This is a genomic window from Stenotrophomonas sp. 05L414_2, assembly GCF_056397905.1.
The window spans coordinates 1-16,537 of the sequence record NZ_JBFTOJ010000087.1; the positions used below are offsets into that span (position 1 = coordinate 1).

19 protein-coding genes are annotated in these 16,537 nt (G+C 67.5%); 8 read left to right on the top strand and 11 right to left on the bottom strand.

Annotation, left to right across the window (positions count from 1 at the left end; translation table 11 throughout):
• On the bottom strand, positions 1–1,120 hold a 1,120-nt coding region (locus AC1DJN_RS13145), incomplete at its 3' end, for a molybdopterin-dependent oxidoreductase (protein ID WP_478039302.1).
• A gap of 212 nt (positions 1,121–1,332) precedes the next feature.
• On the opposite strand from AC1DJN_RS13145, the gene fdhD reads away from it, so the two are divergent.
• Positions 1,333–2,190, top strand: a complete 858-nt coding sequence (gene fdhD / locus AC1DJN_RS13150) for a formate dehydrogenase accessory sulfurtransferase FdhD (protein ID WP_478039303.1) — start codon at positions 1,333–1,335, stop codon at positions 2,188–2,190.
• 28 nt (positions 2,191–2,218) lie between these two features.
• On the opposite strand, the gene AC1DJN_RS13155 is transcribed toward fdhD, so the two are convergent.
• From AC1DJN_RS13155 to AC1DJN_RS13190, 8 genes are all read right to left on the bottom strand, one after another.
• On the bottom strand, positions 2,219–2,779 hold the full coding sequence (locus tag AC1DJN_RS13155) for a TetR/AcrR family transcriptional regulator (RefSeq protein WP_025874422.1): 561 nt from the start codon (positions 2,777–2,779) through the stop codon (positions 2,219–2,221).
• Between the two features lie 4 nt (positions 2,780–2,783).
• On the bottom strand, positions 2,784–4,316 hold the full coding sequence (locus AC1DJN_RS13160; RefSeq protein ID WP_478039304.1) for an MFS transporter: 1,533 nt from the start codon (positions 4,314–4,316) through the stop codon (positions 2,784–2,786).
• Positions 4,317–4,441: 125 nt separating this feature from the next.
• Positions 4,442–5,200 carry a hypothetical protein gene (locus tag AC1DJN_RS13165; RefSeq protein ID WP_478039305.1) on the bottom strand — a complete coding sequence of 253 codons (759 nt, stop codon included), beginning with the start codon at positions 5,198–5,200 and terminating at the stop codon, positions 4,442–4,444.
• A 10-nt stretch (positions 5,201–5,210) separates the two neighbouring features.
• Positions 5,211–5,840: a DUF3299 domain-containing protein gene (locus AC1DJN_RS13170; protein ID WP_442251790.1), complete on the bottom strand. Its 630-nt coding sequence runs from the start codon at positions 5,838–5,840 to the stop codon at positions 5,211–5,213.
• The gene (locus AC1DJN_RS13175; protein ID WP_425602701.1) at positions 5,830–6,345 is read right to left on the bottom strand and encodes a DUF3299 domain-containing protein; all 516 of its coding nucleotides are present in this window, start codon (positions 6,343–6,345) and stop codon (positions 5,830–5,832) included. Before AC1DJN_RS13175 ends, AC1DJN_RS13170 begins: the two co-directional genes overlap by 11 nt.
• A 35-nt stretch (positions 6,346–6,380) precedes the next feature.
• Positions 6,381–7,634, bottom strand: a complete 1,254-nt coding sequence (locus AC1DJN_RS13180; protein WP_478039306.1) for an ABC transporter permease — start codon at positions 7,632–7,634, stop codon at positions 6,381–6,383.
• The gene (locus AC1DJN_RS13185) at positions 7,627–8,322 is read right to left on the bottom strand and encodes an ATP-binding cassette domain-containing protein (RefSeq protein ID WP_025874416.1); all 696 of its coding nucleotides are present in this window, start codon (positions 8,320–8,322) and stop codon (positions 7,627–7,629) included. The genes AC1DJN_RS13180 and AC1DJN_RS13185 overlap by 8 nt, the downstream gene beginning before the upstream one ends.
• On the bottom strand, positions 8,319–8,852 hold the full coding sequence (locus AC1DJN_RS13190) for a ZrgA family zinc uptake protein (RefSeq protein ID WP_025874415.1): 534 nt from the start codon (positions 8,850–8,852) through the stop codon (positions 8,319–8,321). Before AC1DJN_RS13190 ends, AC1DJN_RS13185 begins: the two co-directional genes overlap by 4 nt.
• A gap of 32 nt (positions 8,853–8,884) precedes the next feature.
• Between AC1DJN_RS13190 and AC1DJN_RS13195 the strand changes: the two genes are divergently transcribed.
• A complete protein-coding gene (locus AC1DJN_RS13195) occupies positions 8,885–9,361 on the top strand; it encodes a MerC domain-containing protein (RefSeq protein ID WP_105164158.1) in 477 nt (158 codons plus the stop codon).
• A 53-nt stretch (positions 9,362–9,414) separates the two neighbouring features.
• On the opposite strand, the gene AC1DJN_RS13200 is transcribed toward AC1DJN_RS13195, so the two are convergent.
• Positions 9,415–10,317: a LysR substrate-binding domain-containing protein gene (locus AC1DJN_RS13200; protein ID WP_032974599.1), complete on the bottom strand. Its 903-nt coding sequence runs from the start codon at positions 10,315–10,317 to the stop codon at positions 9,415–9,417.
• A gap of 112 nt (positions 10,318–10,429) precedes the next feature.
• On the opposite strand from AC1DJN_RS13200, the gene dkgB reads away from it, so the two are divergent.
• From dkgB to AC1DJN_RS13225, 5 genes are read left to right on the top strand one after another with little or no spacing between them, the layout of a single operon-like run.
• Positions 10,430–11,233: a 2,5-didehydrogluconate reductase DkgB gene (gene dkgB, locus AC1DJN_RS13205; RefSeq protein ID WP_478039307.1), complete on the top strand. Its 804-nt coding sequence runs from the start codon at positions 10,430–10,432 to the stop codon at positions 11,231–11,233.
• A gap of 13 nt (positions 11,234–11,246) precedes the next feature.
• Complete coding sequence (locus tag AC1DJN_RS13210) at positions 11,247–12,176, top strand: TIGR03571 family LLM class oxidoreductase (protein ID WP_478039308.1); 930 nt, start codon at positions 11,247–11,249, stop codon at positions 12,174–12,176.
• A gap of 19 nt (positions 12,177–12,195) precedes the next feature.
• Positions 12,196–13,134, top strand: coding sequence for a cyclase family protein (locus AC1DJN_RS13215; protein WP_312963627.1), 939 nt, complete (start codon positions 12,196–12,198; stop codon positions 13,132–13,134).
• Positions 13,131–13,460 (top strand): MoaF-related domain-containing protein, encoded by a 330-nt coding sequence (locus AC1DJN_RS13220; protein WP_248150006.1) that lies wholly within the window; start codon positions 13,131–13,133, stop codon positions 13,458–13,460. The genes AC1DJN_RS13215 and AC1DJN_RS13220 overlap by 4 nt, the downstream gene beginning before the upstream one ends.
• A gap of 24 nt (positions 13,461–13,484) precedes the next feature.
• A complete protein-coding gene (locus tag AC1DJN_RS13225; RefSeq protein ID WP_478039309.1) occupies positions 13,485–14,486 on the top strand; it encodes an aldo/keto reductase in 1,002 nt (333 codons plus the stop codon).
• Between the two features lie 14 nt (positions 14,487–14,500).
• On the opposite strand, the gene AC1DJN_RS13230 is transcribed toward AC1DJN_RS13225, so the two are convergent.
• Positions 14,501–15,394, bottom strand: a complete 894-nt coding sequence (locus tag AC1DJN_RS13230) for a LysR family transcriptional regulator (protein ID WP_312963620.1) — start codon at positions 15,392–15,394, stop codon at positions 14,501–14,503.
• A 106-nt stretch (positions 15,395–15,500) separates the two neighbouring features.
• Between AC1DJN_RS13230 and AC1DJN_RS13235 the strand changes: the two genes are divergently transcribed.
• On the top strand, positions 15,501–16,244 hold the full coding sequence (locus tag AC1DJN_RS13235) for an SDR family oxidoreductase (RefSeq protein WP_442251785.1): 744 nt from the start codon (positions 15,501–15,503) through the stop codon (positions 16,242–16,244).
• The last annotated feature ends 293 nt before the right edge of the window (positions 16,245–16,537 follow it).

The window sequence follows — 16,537 nt, forward strand, 5'->3', positions numbered from 1 at the left end:
GGTCAGGCCCATGGGTCAGGCCCATGCCATAGCAGATGACCGTCGCCTGCGAACGGATGTAGATCTCCGCGCAGCGCCGGATCTGTTCCTGTGCGATGCCCGACACCCGCACGATCTCATCCCAGTCCTGCGCCAGCACGTCCTCGCGCAGCGCCTCCAGGCCAACGGTGTGTTCGGCCAGGAACGCATGATCCAGCACTGACTCACCCTGGGCTTCGCGCTCGAACATCACCTTCATCATGCCCTTGATCAGCGCAAGGTCGCCGCCGATGCGGACGTGCACGAACTCGCTGGTGATCTCGGTGGAACCGAACGTGGCCATCTGCACCACGTCCTGTGGTTCGGTGAAGCGGATCAGGGCACGCTCCGGCATCGGGTTGACCGCCACGATCGGCACACCGCGCTTGCGCGCTTCCACCAGGTTGCTCATCATCCGCGGCGAGTTGGTGCCGGTGTTCTGGCCCATCACGAAGATCGCCTCGGCGTGTTCGAAGTCGTCCAGCACGATGGTGCCCTTGCCCACGCCTATCGCTGGTGGCAGGCCACGGCTGGTCGGCTCGTGGCACATGTTCGAGCAGTCCGGGAAGTTGTTGGTACCGAACTCGCGCACGAAGATCGAATACAGGAACGCCGCCTCGTTGGGCGTGCGGCCGGAGGTGTAGAACTCGGCCTGGTCGGGGTTGTCCAGCGCCTGCAGATGGCGACCGATGAGTGCAAACGCCTCGTCCCATTCGCAGGGCACGTAGTGATCGGTGGCGGCGTCGTAGCGCATCGGCTCGGTCAGCCGGCCCTGCTGCTCCAACCAGTAATCGGTCTGCGCCATCAACTCGGTGACGGTGTGCTGGGCGAACAGTTCACGGGTCACCCGGTGCTGGGTCGCTTCCCAGGCCAGGGCCTTGGCACCGTTCTCGCAGAATTCCAGCTTCTTGCGGTGGTCGGCATCGGGGAAGGCGCAGCTGGGGCATTTGAATCCGCCCGGCTGGTTCATCGCCAGCAGCGCCTTGGATCCTTTGCCGATCACGCTCTGCTGCAGCAGCACCTTGGCGGTCGCACCGGYGGCCCCCCAGCCGCCTGCCGGTTGGTTGTAAGGCTTGTAACGCGGCGGCTTCTGTTCGGACATGGTCGGGAACCTGCGTTGGTGGTGTGCCTGCCAGCAGAGCCGGGCTCGCGCCCGGCTGCCGTGGCCAGTCAAGCACACCGGCAACCCCAGCGCCATGGCCCGGCCCGGGTACAGCAGGCTGCCATGGCAACGGTTACCGCCGCGTCTTCACTGGATGGCTGCGCTATCCTCCGGGCGTAGCCTGCCCTTCTGCTTTACCCAGGATGTGCCGCATGCCCGGATCGACGTTGCCTTCGCCCCCGCCCGCCGGCACGGCCCTGCGCACGCTGCAGCGCTGGCGCRGCACGGGGCAGGAGCAACGGGTCGATACGATCGCCGAAGAAGTACCGGTGGCGATGCGTTATAACGGCGCGGCCTTCGCGGTGATGATGGCCACGCCATGCGACCTGGAGGATTTCGCGCTGGGCTTCTCGCTCAGCGAAGGGTTGATCGAGCGTCCTGACCAGTTGCTGTCCATCCAGGTGCAGCCACAACTGGAGGGCATCGAGCTGAATATGAGCGTGTCCGCCGACGCCCCCGGCGCCGCACTGGATCCTGACAACGGGCGCCTGCTGCCGGGTCGCGGCGGCTGTGGGTTGTGCGGTGCGCGCCAGCTGGAGGACGTGCTGCGTCCGCTGCCTCCGGTAAAGGACCGCCGCACGTATCAGACGGCTGCACTGCAGCGGGCATTGGCTGGGCTGGCCCTACGCCAGCCGATGAATGCTGCCAGTGGTTCGACCCATGCAGCGGCCTGGGCCGATGCCAGTGGCCGCATCGGCTGGGTGCGCGAAGACGTCGGCCGCCACAATGCGCTGGACAAGCTGATCGGTGCACTGCACCACAACGAACACAGCATCGATGGCGGCCTGCTGGTGGTATCCAGCCGTGCCAGCTACGAAATGGTCAGCAAGGCCGCGCGCGCCGGTGCCAGCGTACTGGCCGCCGTCTCGGCCCCCACTGCGCTGGCCATCGATCTGGCCCGCAGTGCCGGCCTGTGCCTGGTGGGCTTCGCCCGCGAAGAAGGCTTCAACGTGTATACCCACCCGGAGCGGCTGCAGGGGGATGGCCTGCACGGGCATCCACCTGCCTGACGGGCGCCCTCAGCGGATGGACTGGCTGCTACGCCTTGCGGGACCGTTCGGGAGAGAGCAGCCCGCCGATCCGTTCGGTCACCTGCGCGCGCACGTTCTCGTCCAGCTGGCCTTCGTACATGGCCTCGTAGATCCACAGGCCATCGGCGGCCAGCCGCGCCACGAAATTATCCAGCGCCGCCGGATCGTCGCTGCCGGCGGCCGGTGGCGAAGGCGCCCAGCGCTGCACCACCGGTGCCCACGGCCGCTCGCTGGGGAATTCGGGGTCCACCGAGTCCAGCATGAACATCAGCTCGGCCCGGGTGGCACTCTGCGCCGACACACGCACGAAGGTCTGGTAGCGCTCCAGCGCAGTGGCCTCGCCGGCCGACTTGCCCAGCAGCGCCTCCATCGATGCTTCCCAGCTCTGCACCAGGTGCTCGTCGATGCCGCGCAGCAACGCTTCGCGCGAAGGAAAGTGGTACAGCAGGCCGCCACGGGTCAACTGCGCCTCGGCCGCCACCGATTCAAAGGTGACCGCACGCACCCCGTCGCGGTTGATCACGCTGACGGCGGCGTCGAGGATGCGCTCGCGCTTGCTGGTTCTCATGCCGTTATTTTACGCGATCGGCGGCGCCGTCGCGGCCACCGGCGCGTCCACGCAGCAGGCGCGCGATGATCACCGCGCCGGCCGCCAGCACCGCACTGATCACCAGCAGCACGATCTGGTAACCGCGATCGTAGGCCGCGGTGGCCAGCGCGAACCACTCGCCCTGCCCCACCTCACGCGCCACGTGCAGCGCCTGGGTGAAGCCCTCGCGCGCGGCGGCGGGAATACCCGCCGACTCCGGCAGGAAAGCGCCGTACATCGCAGCGCTCAGGCTGCCCAGCAGTGCGACGGCCAGCAGACCGCCGAACTCGTAGGACACTTCCTCCACCGACGAGGCCATGCCCGCACGATGCGGCGGCACGTTGTTGAGGATGGCGGTGGACGCCACCGAGATGGCAGCACCCATGCCGAAGCCGGTGATCGCCATGCCGGCCACCACCCAGCCCAGCCCATGCGGGAAGCCCAGCGCCACCACGCCCACACCTACCGCACCGGCCGCAAGACCGCCGCAGATCAGCGGACGCAGGCCGACGCGATGCAGCACGCTGCCGCCCAGCAACGCGCTGGGCAGGCTGCCCAGCGCCGCCACCGATACCAGCAGGCCCGCCTGCAACGGGCTGAGGCCGGCCACCAGCTGGAAACGCTGGGTGGTGAGCAGCTGCAGCCCGGCCATCGCAAACAGGGTGAACACCGCCGACAGGGTGCCGGCAAGGAAGGCCGGATTGCGGAAGATGGCGAAATCCAGCAGCGGATAAGGCAGCTGCTGCTGGCGGCGGCTGAAGGCGATGCCGGAGATGATCGCCAGCAGCAGCGAGACCGCGCCCACGCTGTACGAGGGCGGCGTGGCGATCAGCGACTTGATCGCCAGTACCAGGCCCGACAGCGCGGCCAATGCCAGCAGCGAGGACAGCAGGTCCCATGGGCGGGTGCTGTCGCGCTGCCCTTCCGGCGCCAGCAGCAGGGTCGCGATGAAAGCGACCACTACCACCGGCACATTGATGAGGAACACCGAGCCCCACCAGAAGTGCTGCAGCAGCAAGCCACCGATGATCGGCCCCAGCGCCGCACCGACGATGGCCACCGAACCCCAGATCGCGATGGCGATGTTGCGCTCGCGTTCTTCATGGAAGCTGAGCCCGATCAAGGCCAGCGTGGCCGGCATCATCGCCGCCGCACCCACGGCGAGGAAGGCACGCGCGGCGATCAGCTGCCCTGCGGTTGCAGAGAACGCCGCTGCCAACGAGGCGATGCCGAACACCACCAGCCCGACCAGGAACATCCGGCGGTGGCCGATGCGGTCACCCAGGGTGCCAGCGCCCAGCAGCAGACCGGCCATCACCAGCGGGTAGGCGTTGATGATCCACAGCGCCTGCCCGGCACTGGCCGACAGCTCCTCGGTCAGGGTCGGCAGCGCGGTATACRGCACCGAGTTGTCCAGCGTGACCAGCAGCAGGCCGGCGGCAACGGTGAACAGCAGCGACCAGCGTCGGGCGCGCGACAGGGACGGAGCACCGTCCAAGGGCTGGGAGAGAGCCATGGGAACCTGGATGGGGAAGGAGTACATCCATAACTATACAGGACATCCTGTATAGTTATGGGGCTACCAGTCAGATCCATTCAGCTGCCGGGAGGTGCAATGCTCCCTGCCTCATGACCCGGGGCCTACCTGCACTCCGCAGGCAAGGCAGCGACCRCCTGCACGATCGGATCCTGCATGGCGCGTCCCACTGCGGCATCCAGCTCTCCCCGCAGATGGCCGTGCTGCCGTTGCATCTGGTCTTCGCACAGCACACGCACCCGCGCGCGGGCGTTGCTGCGCAGCGTGCTGCAGCGCCAATCGCCCCCTCCCAGCGGCAGCACCGAATAGACCACGCTGTTGCAGGCGTTGCCGGCGCGTTCCGCCAGCGGACGCGCGCCGAAGTCACGCGGCACACTGCTGCGCTGCGGATCGAAGTAGCTGTCCGGGAAGGTGCGCGCGTACTGTTCGATGTCCACCTCGATAGTGCCGCCTTCGCCTGCCGGCACGCGCAGTGGCTGACCGCAGCCGGTGGCGTCGGCGCGGTGTTGGATGTACTGGTAGATCGGTCGGTCCAGGCTCGCATCCTGCGCGGTCACGGCGCTGACCGCCGCCAGCACCGGCAGCGACGCACGGTTGGCCATGCGCGCCAGCACTCCCGCCTGCGCTGGTTCGCAGCGGTCGCGCAGCGTCGCCACCAGCAGGAACAGCAGGTCATCACGAAAGGCCTTGTCGGCCGCCAGGTGATGTTCGATGCGTGCCTGCGCTTCCGCCACTGGTGCGGGAAATGCAACGGCCGGTGGCGAGGGCGCGTGCGTTGCGTTCCACAGCAGCGCCACCCCGGTGCCTGCCAGCAGCAACACCACGATCAGCAGCGCGACGGTGCGTGCGCGGCGCCTCGTCATCGGGTGCTCGTCATCGGCTGATCGCGGAAAGCGTCGCTGCGGCAGCGTCATAGGACGCGCTGGCGATATCCGCCTCGAAGTGCTTCACCTGCAGGCGCCCTGACAGCCGGTAGGGATCCCACAGCGCGCCCATCGTGATGGGGGTGGCCAGGGTCACATGGATGATCTGGTTCGGCGGTGGCGGCGGCACGTGGATGCACGCGCCATAGAACGGCACGAACAGCAGTTCGTCCACCTGCCCGGCGTCGTTCATCGCCAGCGGCACCACATAGCCATCCAGGTCCAGCGCACGTCCGTCCACGCCATCGACCACCGCCGACGAGCCGAACTGCTGCGCGCGTAGCGGGCTGGAGTGATCGATGGCCTGCCCAGGCAGCGAGCCCGAACCCGTATCGTCGATCAAGCCCCCCACCCCGTCCATGCCATTGCCACGTGACAGCCCGATCTGCGGCGGTGGACGCTGGAAGCTGTCCTCCTCGGGCATCAGCGCGTCCCAGCGGTCGATCACTGCAGACGCCGCCACCGGCGACGCAGCAGCATTGTTGGCCTGTGGCGGTAAGGCGTCCACGACGGGCCGGCCACAACTGGCCAGCAGTACAGCGGCAAGAGCACCGGCAAGCAGCTTCGCGCTACGGTTCATAAGGCCTCAGTTCGGCGTCGGCCATGCTGTAGGCCGAGCCGGCAAGATCATCGTCCACCCGCTCGGCGCGCAGCACGCCTGCCAGGAAGAACGGCGAGTACATGTCGGGCATGGCGATCGGCCGCGGCAGCACCACATGCACGATCTGGTTCGGTGGCGGCGGTGGTACGTGGATGCACGCGCCGTAGTACGGCACGAACAGGAATTCGACCAGTCGGCCATCTGCCGCGTTGGCCAAAGGCACCACGTAGCCCGGCAACCGCACTGCGCGATCCAGTACCGCGTCCACCGTACGGAACGTACCGAACTGGGCCATGCGCCGGTTGCCGTTGTGCTGCACCTCCGGCCCCTCACCGCGCTCGAGTGCTGCCAGTTCGTCGCTGGGCAGCATCTGCAGCCAGTCCAGTTCCTGCTCGCTTTGCGTGCCAGCATTGCTCTGTACCGGCGACGGCGGCAGTGCCTGCACACCGGTATCGGTCGGCCGCGTGCAGGCGGCCAGCAGCATTGCCGCAACCAGCAGCAACCAGCGCACGCCCGCGCTCACGACGCAGGCGCCAGGCCATCGGCCAGGGTGCGCCGGTAGGCCAGCAGCGCAGGCAGCAGGCCGGCAACCGCGCTGATCAGCAGCACGCCGCCCACCCAGGCCAGTTCGCGCGCGTCCGGCCAGACGTGGGTGATCGACAGACCGAAATTGGCCAGCGCCCAGCTGCGCCCGGCCGCGCTGGCACAGGTCAGCACCGCCAGCGCCAACGCGCAGGCCATTGCTGCAGTGGCCACGGCCTCAACGACCAGCAGGCAGGCCACATAGGCCGGACGCGCACCGGTGGCGCGCAGCACCGCCATCTCACGGCGGCGTTCCTGCAGCGTCGATACCAGCAGCGCCATCAGTGACACCATGCCCAGCAGCACCACCATCGCACTGATCAGCTGCAGCGCGCGCTCGGCAGTGCCCAGCGACTGCCACAGCTGCTGCAACGTCACGCCGGGCAGGATCGCCTGCAGTGCTTCGTCCGGATACTCGTTGATGCTGCGCTGCACGCCGAAGGTGGCGATGCGCGAGTTCAGCCCGAGCATGAAGGCGGTGATGCTGGTCGGGGTCAGGTCAAGCTGCCGTGCCTGTTCTGCGCTGACATGCTGGCTGCGCAACTGCACGCCGGAGCGCCAATCGACATGGATCGCTTCGATCGCCGGCAATGACACCAGCACGGACGAATCCACCGGCGTGCCGGTACGCTGCAGGATGCCGACCACGCGGAACGGCTTGTCGGCATGCGTGGCCAGCGTTACCGCACCGGTGCCATGGGCCAGCACGATCTCAGTGCCCAGGCCGATGTGCGCGGCCTGCGCGACTTCAGCGCCGACCACCGCGTCATACAKGTCGTCGAACGGCTGGCCCTGCGCGAATGCCAGCGCATGCCCTGCGCCATGCCGGTAATGTTCGAAATAGCCGGCGGTGGTGCCGATCACCCGATAGCCACGCCAGGAATCGCCCAGCGACAGCGGCACCGCCCATATCACCTGCGGCAGCGTGGACAGTTCCTGGTAGGACTGCCAGGACACGTTGTTGGTCGGGTCGCCGATGTGGAAGACCGAGTACAGCAGCAGGTTCACCGGCCCCGAGCGTGCGCCCACGATCAGGTCCGTACCCGAGACGGTGCTGGCAAAGCCTTCGTGGGCCTGCGTGCGGATACGTTCCACGCCCAGCAGCAGGACCACGCTCAGGGTGATGACCAGCACGGTCAGGCTCACGCTCAAGGCGCGGCTGCGCAGGCTGGCCCAGGCCAACTCAAACATGTGCACCCCCTGCCCGGTTCAGATCACCCAGCGACAACACCTGGTCGAACAACGGCTGCAGGCGGTCATCGTGGCTGACCACCAGCGCGGTGGTGCCAGCGGCGCGGCACTGCGCGGACATCAGCTGCACGAACGCCGTGGCCGCTTCGGGATCCAGCGCCGAGGTCGGTTCGTCGGCCAGCAGTACCGCCGGGCGACCGATCAGGGCACGGGCAGCGGCAACGCGCTGCTGCTGGCCGACGCTGAGCGTGCCTGCCGCGCGCGGCATCAGTGCCGGATCGAGCTGCAGCGCACGCAGCAGACGCGCGATTTCCGCGTCCAGCCCACCTTCAATGCGCGCGTTGCGCAATGGCGAAAAGCGCACGCCCAGGGCGATGTTGTTGCGCACGCTCAGGAACGGCAGCAGGTTGAACTGCTGGAAGATCACGCCCAGCTGGTCGGCACGGAAACGATCGCGCGCGGCGGCACCGAGCGTGTTCACCCGATGGCCGGCAACCCGGATGCTGCCGCTCGCCGGCAGCAGAATGCCCGCCAGCAGGCCCAGCAGCGTGCTCTTGCCCGAGCCGCTGGTCCCGCGCAGCAGCACGCTGCTGCCTGCGCGCACCTGCAGCTGTGCGATGTCCAGCACTGCACGGCCTGAGTAGCCGAACTGCACGCCCTGCAGGTCGATGATGGCATCGTCATTCATGGCGCCAGCGGCACCCGCAGGCTGTCAGCAGTAACCACGCTTCGGCCTTGCCCGGTCGATGTTGCGGTGTTGACGATCACCTCGTGCAGCCCCGGAAACAGCGTAGGCAGCGGCAATGCCAGCCCGCGCAGTGCTGCCGGGTTGGCGCAGTGGTAGCGCAGTGCGGCGGTGAATCCAGCGTGCGTGTGCTGGCCTGGCTGTGCTGCCACAGCCACTGGCGCAAAGCCCTCCGCCGTCGCCTCGGCATGGTCCAACCGGCACTGCGCAGCGGTCGGCAACGTGACCCAGCTGCCGCTCTGCAGGATCGATCGCGCCCGCGCCAATGCGGCCTGTTCGCGGCTGTCGGCCGGCGGTCGCTCGAAATCGAGGATGCCGATGCCGGGCGCACGCAGTGCCAGTTCCAGCGTTCCTTGGTCCACGGCCAGATCGACATCGGCCTGGCCATGGACATGAGCACCGTGATGGCGCACGTCGTGGGCGTTCGCAGAATGGGCAGCAAGCAGCAGCAGAAGGGCGGCAGAACGTTTCATCGGGCGGCTCCATATTGTTACTATGTAACATTATGGACCACATCCCGATCTCGCCCGCAAGGGCCCGCACCCAACCGCCAGCTTCGGCACGCTGGCATCCCCGTTTCGATCTGGCAGGCGCATGGCTGTCGCTGGCCTGTGCCGCGCATTGCGTGGCCCTGCCCCTGCTGCTGGCCTTCACGCCGGCGGCGATGATGGCGCTGCGCTCGTTCCAGCACCCTGGCCATGGCGCGATGACCGCACTGCTGGTGATGTCGCGCTGGGAATGGCTGTTCGCGCTGCTGGCCTCGTCGATCGCCCTGCTCAGCACCGCCGCCGGCCAGCGCCGCCATCGACGCGCCCTGCCGCTGTGCGTGGCCCTGGCAGGCGCGATCCTGTTGCTGTCCGCCTCGCTGTACCTGCCGTTGAAGGAATCGCTGCTCTGGCACGGCGCTGCCACCGCCTGTGGTGGGGTGATGCTGGCCACCGCACATCTGCGCAACCGGCGGGCCCTGCGGCCCGCCGGCTGATGCCCGCTCACAAGCGGCGGCCTAGCGCGGGCTGTCCGCCGGCCACCAGGACGCTATTCGTCGAACGGGCGTTGACCCAGCGTCTGCGTCACGTGGTCGACGAAACAGGTGATGCGCGCGGCCAGCGCGGTGTTGCGGTAGTACACCGCGTTGATCGGCTGGCGGACCTCCTGGGTCTGCTTGGCGAACAGCTGTACCAGGCGCCCTTCGCGCCGGTCCTGGCGGGTCAGGAAATCGGACAGGCAGGCGATGCCCAGCCCGTTCACCGCCATCTGCCGCAGCGTTTCTCCGCTGGAAGATGCAATGGCCGGCTGGATCACCAATGGACCGCCATCGGCGTCGGGCAGCGGCCACTCGTTGAGTGAACCCGGATGGGTGAAACCCAGCAGCGCGTGCGCGCGCAGCTGCGCAATGCGGGTGGGCGTACCGTACTGCCGCAGGTACTCCGGGCTGGCGACCACGCGGATGCGGCTGTGGCCGATCGGCCGCGCATGCAGGGTGGAATCGCGCAGCACGCCGATGCGGAACGCCACGTCGGTGCGCTTCTCGATCAGGTCGGTGATGCCCTCGTTGGAGTTCAGCTCCAACTGCACCTGTGGATAGCGCTCGCGGAAGCCGGCCAGCAGCGGCACGATCACGTGCAGCATGAACGGCGTGGCTGCATCCACCCGCAACCGCCCTACCGGTTGCTGCCGGCGCGCCGCCATCTGTTCCTCGGCTTCGTCCACCGTGGCCAGGATCGTACGCGCGTATTCCAGGAACGCCGCGCCCTCTTCGGTCAGCTCCAGCCGTCGCGTGGTCCGCCGCAGCAGCGTGGTCTGCAGCTTGTCCTCCAAGCGCGCCAGGGTGCGGCTGGTGGCCGAGATGGTCAGTCCCAGCACCTCGGCGGCGGCTGTGATCGAGCCGCTGTCGACCACGGCGACAAACGCCTTCAGCTCATCCAGGGTGGTTTTCATTCTTTACCTCGGCGCAAAAGCATTTCCCGTATACACGGCTTAATCTGCAAATGTAAAGCGACCAGACTGGCCCCCATCGGAGCACGCCGCTCCCTACCCAGCTGGAGTTCCCATGACCCTTCCTTCCTTTGGCGTCGGCACGTTCCGCCTTACCGGCCAGACCGTCATCGACTCAGTGCGCAACGCCCTCGAGCTCGGCTATCGCGCCATCGACACCGCGCAGATCTACGGCAATGAAGCCGAGGTCGGCCAGGCCATCGCCGAATCCGGTGTACCGCGCGACGAACTGTTCATCACCACCAAGMTCTGGGTCGACAACCATGCCGCCGACAGACTGCTGCCGAGCCTGCGCGAGAGCCTGGCCAAGCTGCGCACCGACCATGTCGACCTGCTGCTGATCCACTGGCCGGCACCGGGCAGCGCGGTCGCGCTGCGCGAGTACATGACCGCACTGGCCGAAGCAAAGACGCTGGGCCTGACCCGGCAGATCGGCGTATCCAACTTCAACATCGAACTGACCCGCCAGGTCATCGCCGTAGTTGGCCAGGGCCAGATCGCCACCAACCAGATCGAGCTCAGCCCCTATCTGCAGAACCCGGCATTGACCGCTTTCCTGCAGGAACAGGGCATCGCGGTGACCTCCTACATGACCCTGGCCTACGGCAAGGTACTGAAGGACCCGGTGCTGGCCGCCATCGCCGACAAGCACCAGGCCACGGTGGCGCAGGTCGCACTGGCCTGGGCGCTGCAGCTGGGTTACGCCGTCATTCCTTCCTCGACCAAGCGCRAAAACCTGGCCAGCAACCTGCTTGCCCGCGAGCTGCAGCTGGATGCCGAAGACATGGCTGCGATCGCCGCACTTGAACGCAACGGCCGCGAAGTCGACCCGCCGGGCCTGGCGCCTGCCTGGGACTGAGGAGCACGCGCTGATGGCTACTGCGTTGACACGACTGCAGGCGGGCGGCTTCAGCATTGGCATTGAAGCGCCGCTGGACAACGACTGGACGCCGCTGGGCGAACAGGCACGACGCATTGCGCGCCGCCTGCCGGGCGAACCGGACCTGCAGCAGCACGCCGACCTTGCCAGGCTGGCCGACCGCCTCGGCTTCCGTGCGCTGTGGGTGCGCGACGTGCCGGTGTACGACCCGGCATTCGGCGATGCCGCGCAGGTGTTCGAAGTGTTCACCTATCTCGGCTACCTGGCCGGCATCACCGAAGAGATCCTGTTGGGGACCGGCGCGGTGGTGCTGCCGATCCGCGAACCTCTGCTGACGTTGAAGTCGGCACGCAGCGTACAGCAGCTCAGTGGCGATCGCCTGCTGCTGGGCGTTGCCAGCGGCGACCGGCCGGTGGAGTACCCGCTGTTCGGCCGCGACTTCGACACCCGTGGCACGCGCTTCCGCGAGCAGATCGGGCTGCTGCGCGAAGGCRCCGCTGCACGGCTGCCGCAGGGGTTGGAAGTACTGCCTGCCGATGGTCGGGCGCTGCCGCTGCTGGTGGCCGGCCTGGCGCAGCAGCAGCCGGCCTGGATCGGCGCACATATGGACGGCTGCCTGGCTTACCCCGGCACGCCCCAGGAACATGCCCACCGCGTGGCGGCGTGGCGCGCGGTAGCCGGCAACAAACCCTATGCAAGCTTCATCCACCTGGATCTGCTGGAACGGGCCGACGCACCGCTGCAGCGTTGGCGCTTCGGCCTGCGCGGCGGCCGCAATGCGCTGCTGGCCGAACTGCAGGCGATGCAGGCCGCCGGCGTCGATCACATCGGCCTGCACTTCCGCCGCAACGAACGGCCTTTGGCCGACACCTTCCACGAAATCGCCGAGTACGTGCTGCCGCAGTTCGCGGCGCATGCGTGACCGGCACTGGAGCCCCGCAATGAACATCACCTCCCTGGCCCTGCTTGCACTGGCCTCGCTCCCGCTGCCCTCCGCCGCTCTCGCTGCGGACTGGTATCCCTCGGCATACGGCGCCAACGATGAGATCGGCGCGGCCAACCTGCTCACCGCCGATGTGGTCAAGCAGGCGGTGTCGCTGGTGAAGACCGGCAAGACGTATCCGCTGGCGGTACCGGTGGACAAGAACCTGCCCGCCTTTCGCCATCGCAGCTTCCGCCTGTACAACGTGCAGGTCGGGCAACAGGCCGGCAAGTCATTGGGCCCGAACAGATTCACCTTCAACGATGAACTGGTGAACGCCTGGACCGGTGTCGGCACCCAGCTCAACGGCATTGGTCACATCGGCATCGACAACGTCTACTACAACGGCAACAAGGCCGCCGACTTCGTCAGCGTCGATGGCGTGCGCAGGCTGGGCGTGGAGAAGGTGCCGCCGCTGGTCACACGCGGCGTGGTGCTGGACATGACCGCGTACTACGGCAAGGCCATCGTGCCCGGCGGCACCGAGTTCAGCGTCGCCGACATCCAGGCCGTGCTGAAGCAGCAGCACCTGACCCTGCGCAAGGGCGATGTGGTGCTGTTCAACACCGGCTGGCTGGAGCTGATCGGCAAGGACAACGCGCAGTTCCTGGAGGTCGAGCCGGGCATCGGCATGGACGCGGCGAAGTGGCTGGCCGACCAGGGCATCGTCGCCTTCGGCGGTGACACCTGGGCCTCGGAGGTCTACCCCAATCCGCACGGCGCCGACGAGTTCCCGGTGAACCAGTACATGCTGGCCAAGCGCGGCATCTACAACCTGGAACTGATCGACAGCCGCGCGCTGGTGCGCGACAAGGCGTGGGAATTCCTGTTCGTGCTCGGCCAGCCGCTGTACGTCGGCTCCACCCAGGTCAACATCAACCCGGTGGCGATCCGATGAGCGACGCCCCGCCGATGTTTGCCGGTCGCCGGTTCCGGGTCAGCTATGACGGCCTGGCCGCCGACAACCGCTACAGCGCTGATGGCCATCGCGTGCACTACGCCATCGTCTCCGGTATCTATGCCGGTGCCCACGGCGAAGCCAGCTGCGAGTGGCGGCAGGTTGCCGAGGGCATCTATGCCATTTCCTGGCAGGAAGCCGACGGTGCCACCGTGGTGCACGTCGATGACTTCCTGCACGGCCATTCGCTGGCGTGGTTCACCGCCACCGACGGCCGCTTCCACCGCATGCAGGGCACGCTGCAGGCGCTGCCCCCGCACGACTGAATGTCCCTTCCCCACGAGATTCCCATGCGACTTTCCATTCCCTCGCCCATCGGCTTCGGCACCGCACCGTTGGGCAACATGTACCGCAACATTCCCCAGCAGGAGGCGCTGGATACCGTCGAGGCAGCCTGGCAGCAGGGCATCCGCTACTTCGACGCCGCACCGATGTACGGCGCTGGCCTGGCCGAACTGCGCCTGGGCGAGGCCCTGCAGCATCACGACCGTGATGCCTATGTACTGAGCAGCAAGGTCGGCCGCCGTGTGCTGGACGAGGTGGAAGACACCACCCGGCGTGACCTTGGTGAGAAAGGTGGCCTGTTCGAGCATGGCCTGCCCRACCGCATCGTCTACGACTACAGCGCTGACGGCACCCTGCGCGCGATCGAGGAGAGCCTGCAGCGCCTGCGTACCGATCGCCTGGACATCGTCTGGATCCATGATCCGGCGCGTGACTTCCATGGCGATGCCTGGAAGGAGGTCTTCCAGCAGGCGATGGACGGCGCCGCCGTGGCGCTCACCCGCCTGCGTGAGGAAGGTGTCATCAGGGCCTGGGGCCTGGGCGTCAACCGCGTGCAGCCCTGCGAGATGGCGCTGCAGCAGGCCGACCCGGATGGCTTCCTGATTGCCGGGCGCTACACCCTGCTCGACCACGAAGAGGCCCTGCAGCGGTTGATGCCGGACAGCGTTGCACGTGGCGTCGGCATCGTGGTCGGCGGGCCGTACAACTCCGGCATCCTTGCCGGCGGCGCGCATTACGAATACCAGACCGCCACGCCAGAGGTGCTGGCCCGCGTGCAGGCATTGCGCGACGTTGCGGCAGAACACCAGGTGGACCTGCGCGCCGCCGCGCTGCAGTTCTCGCTGGCGCACCCGGCAGTGGCAGCGGCGATTCCCGGTGCAAGCCGTCCCGAGCGCATCGCCGAGAACCTGGCGTTGGCCGGGGCGACGATTCCCACCGCGTTCTGGCAGGCATTGCGCGACCGCCAGCTGGTGTCATCGCACGCGCCGCTGCCCGGCCTGGGTTGACCGATAGGTCGGCGTCAGCCTGCGTGCTCGAACACAGCCGCCACCCAGTCGATGAACACCCGCAGCCGCGGCGATGGCGTACGGTTGCGCGGATAGACCAGGCTGACCGGGCTCGGTGTGGGTGGCATCCCGGGCAACAGCTCCAGCAACTGCCCGCGCGCGATGTAAGGGTCCATCCGGTAGCGCGGTGCCTGGATGATGCCCAACCCGGCCAACGCGGCACCGAGGAAGGCGTCGGCACCGGACACCCGCACGCGTGCCGGCAGCGGCACGTGGCGAACCTGCCCGCCCTGCTGGAACTCCAGCGGAATGAGCTGGCCGGTGGCGCTGGAACGGTAGCCGACCATCTGGTGTCCCGCCGCCAGCGACGCGATGTTTTCCGGCCGCCCGTGTGACTTCACGTAGGCGGGCGACGCCACCGTGACCTCGCGCAGCAACGCCAGGCGCCGTGCGGCCAGATCGCTGTCGGCCAGGGTGCCCACGCGGATGGCCCCATCCACCCCCTCGCGCAGCAGGTCGACATAGCGGTCGCCCTCGCTGACCTCCAGTTCGATGTCCGGGTACCGCTGCAGGAAATCCGGCAGATGCGGAAACAACAGGTGGCGCCCCAGCGTACCGTGCACCTCGATGCGCAGCGGCCCGCGTGGCGGCACGTCACGGAACGCGGCTTCGGCATCGTCCATGTCCGCGATCAGGCGCAGACAGCGGCCGTAGAAGGCCTCGCCTTCCAGCGTCGGCACCACCACGCGCGTAGTCCGATGCAGCAGGCGCACGCCCAGACGCTGCTCCAGTGCTTTGATCGCGTCGGTCACCGTGGCCCGCGGCAGCCCCAGGTCTTCGGCGGCACGGCTGAAGCTGCGGCGTTCGACGATCCGCACGAACGCACGCAGGGCGGTGAATCTGTCCATTGTTCGGGCGGCCGGATGATGTTTCCGGATTATCCATGATTATCCGCGACGGCGGAGAGACCAAGATGGCCGTGCGCCATGCCGGCGCGCACTTCTGGAATCTGCCATGACCTCCTCTGCTTCCCGCTCTGTCGCCCTGGTCACCGGGGGCTCCCGTGGCATCGGCGCTGCCATCTCGCGCCGGCTGGCCGCCGACGGCCATGCCGTGGTGATCAACTATGCCGGCCGCCGTAATGAGGCCGAAGCACTGGCTGCCGAACTGACCGCCAGCGGAGGGCATGCCATCGCCCTGCAGGCCGATGTCGCCGAACCGCAGGCCGTGCACGCGCTGTTCGACGCCATCGAGGCACGCTTCGGTGGCATCGATGTGGTGGTCAACAGTGCCGGCGTGCTGCAGTTGGCCGCACTGGCCGACAGCGATGATGCCCTGTTCGACCGTGTGATCGGCATCAACCTCAAGGGTGCATTCAATGTGCTGCGCGAGGCCGCGCGGCGCGTGCGCGACGGTGGTCGCATCGTCACCCTGTCCACCAGCGTGGTTGGCATCAAGCTGGAAAACTACAGCGTGTATGCCGCCAGCAAGGCCGCGGTGGAGACCATGGGCGCGATTCTCAGCAAGGAACTGCGTGGGCGCGGCATCACCGTGAACGCGGTGGCGCCCGGGCCGACCGCCACCGATCTGTTCCTGGACGGGAAGTCGCCGGAACTGATTGATCGGCTGGCGAAGATGAATCCGTTGGAGCGGCTGGGTACGCCGGAAGACATCGCCGGCGCGGTGGCGTTCCTGGCCGGTGCCGATGGCGGCTGGATCAATGGCCAGGTGCTGCGGGCCAATGGTGGGATGGTGTAGCGGCGTGCCAACCAAGGTTGGCATCTACCAGATCATGCCGCATCGGTAGTCGCCCACCTTGGTGGGCGCCCGGCATGCCAACCAAGGTTGGCATCTACCAGATCACGCCACATCGGTAGTCGCCCACCTTGGTGGGCGCGCGGCATGCCAACCAAGGTTGGCATCTACCAGATCACGCCACATCGGTAGTCGCCCACCTTGGTGGGCGCCCGGCATGCCAACCAAGGTTGGCATCTACCAGATCACGCCACATCGGTAGTCGCCCACCTTGGTGGGCGCGCGGCATGCCAACC

Bases quoted from the DNA above. Each gene is read 5' to 3' on its own strand.
- AC1DJN_RS13155 (WP_025874422.1), bottom strand. From the start codon at position 2,779: ATGAGAACCAGCAAGCGCGAGCGCATCCTCGACGCCGCCGTCAGCGTG.
- AC1DJN_RS13170 (WP_442251790.1), bottom strand. From the start codon at position 5,840: ATGAACCGTAGCGCGAAGCTGCTTGCCGGTGCTCTTGCCGCTGTACTG.
- AC1DJN_RS13175 (WP_425602701.1), bottom strand. From the start codon at position 6,345: ATGCTGCTGGCCGCCTGCACGCGGCCGACCGATACCGGTGTGCAGGCA.
- AC1DJN_RS13185 (WP_025874416.1), bottom strand. From the start codon at position 8,322: ATGAATGACGATGCCATCATCGACCTGCAGGGCGTGCAGTTCGGCTAC.
- AC1DJN_RS13190 (WP_025874415.1), bottom strand. From the start codon at position 8,852: ATGAAACGTTCTGCCGCCCTTCTGCTGCTGCTTGCTGCCCATTCTGCG.
- AC1DJN_RS13195 (WP_105164158.1), top strand. From the start codon at position 8,885: ATGGACCACATCCCGATCTCGCCCGCAAGGGCCCGCACCCAACCGCCA.
- AC1DJN_RS13200 (WP_032974599.1), bottom strand. From the start codon at position 10,317: ATGAAAACCACCCTGGATGAGCTGAAGGCGTTTGTCGCCGTGGTCGAC.
- AC1DJN_RS13215 (WP_312963627.1), top strand. From the start codon at position 12,196: ATGAACATCACCTCCCTGGCCCTGCTTGCACTGGCCTCGCTCCCGCTG.
- AC1DJN_RS13220 (WP_248150006.1), top strand. From the start codon at position 13,131: ATGAGCGACGCCCCGCCGATGTTTGCCGGTCGCCGGTTCCGGGTCAGC.
- AC1DJN_RS13230 (WP_312963620.1), bottom strand. From the start codon at position 15,394: ATGGACAGATTCACCGCCCTGCGTGCGTTCGTGCGGATCGTCGAACGC.
- AC1DJN_RS13235 (WP_442251785.1), top strand. From the start codon at position 15,501: ATGACCTCCTCTGCTTCCCGCTCTGTCGCCCTGGTCACCGGGGGCTCC.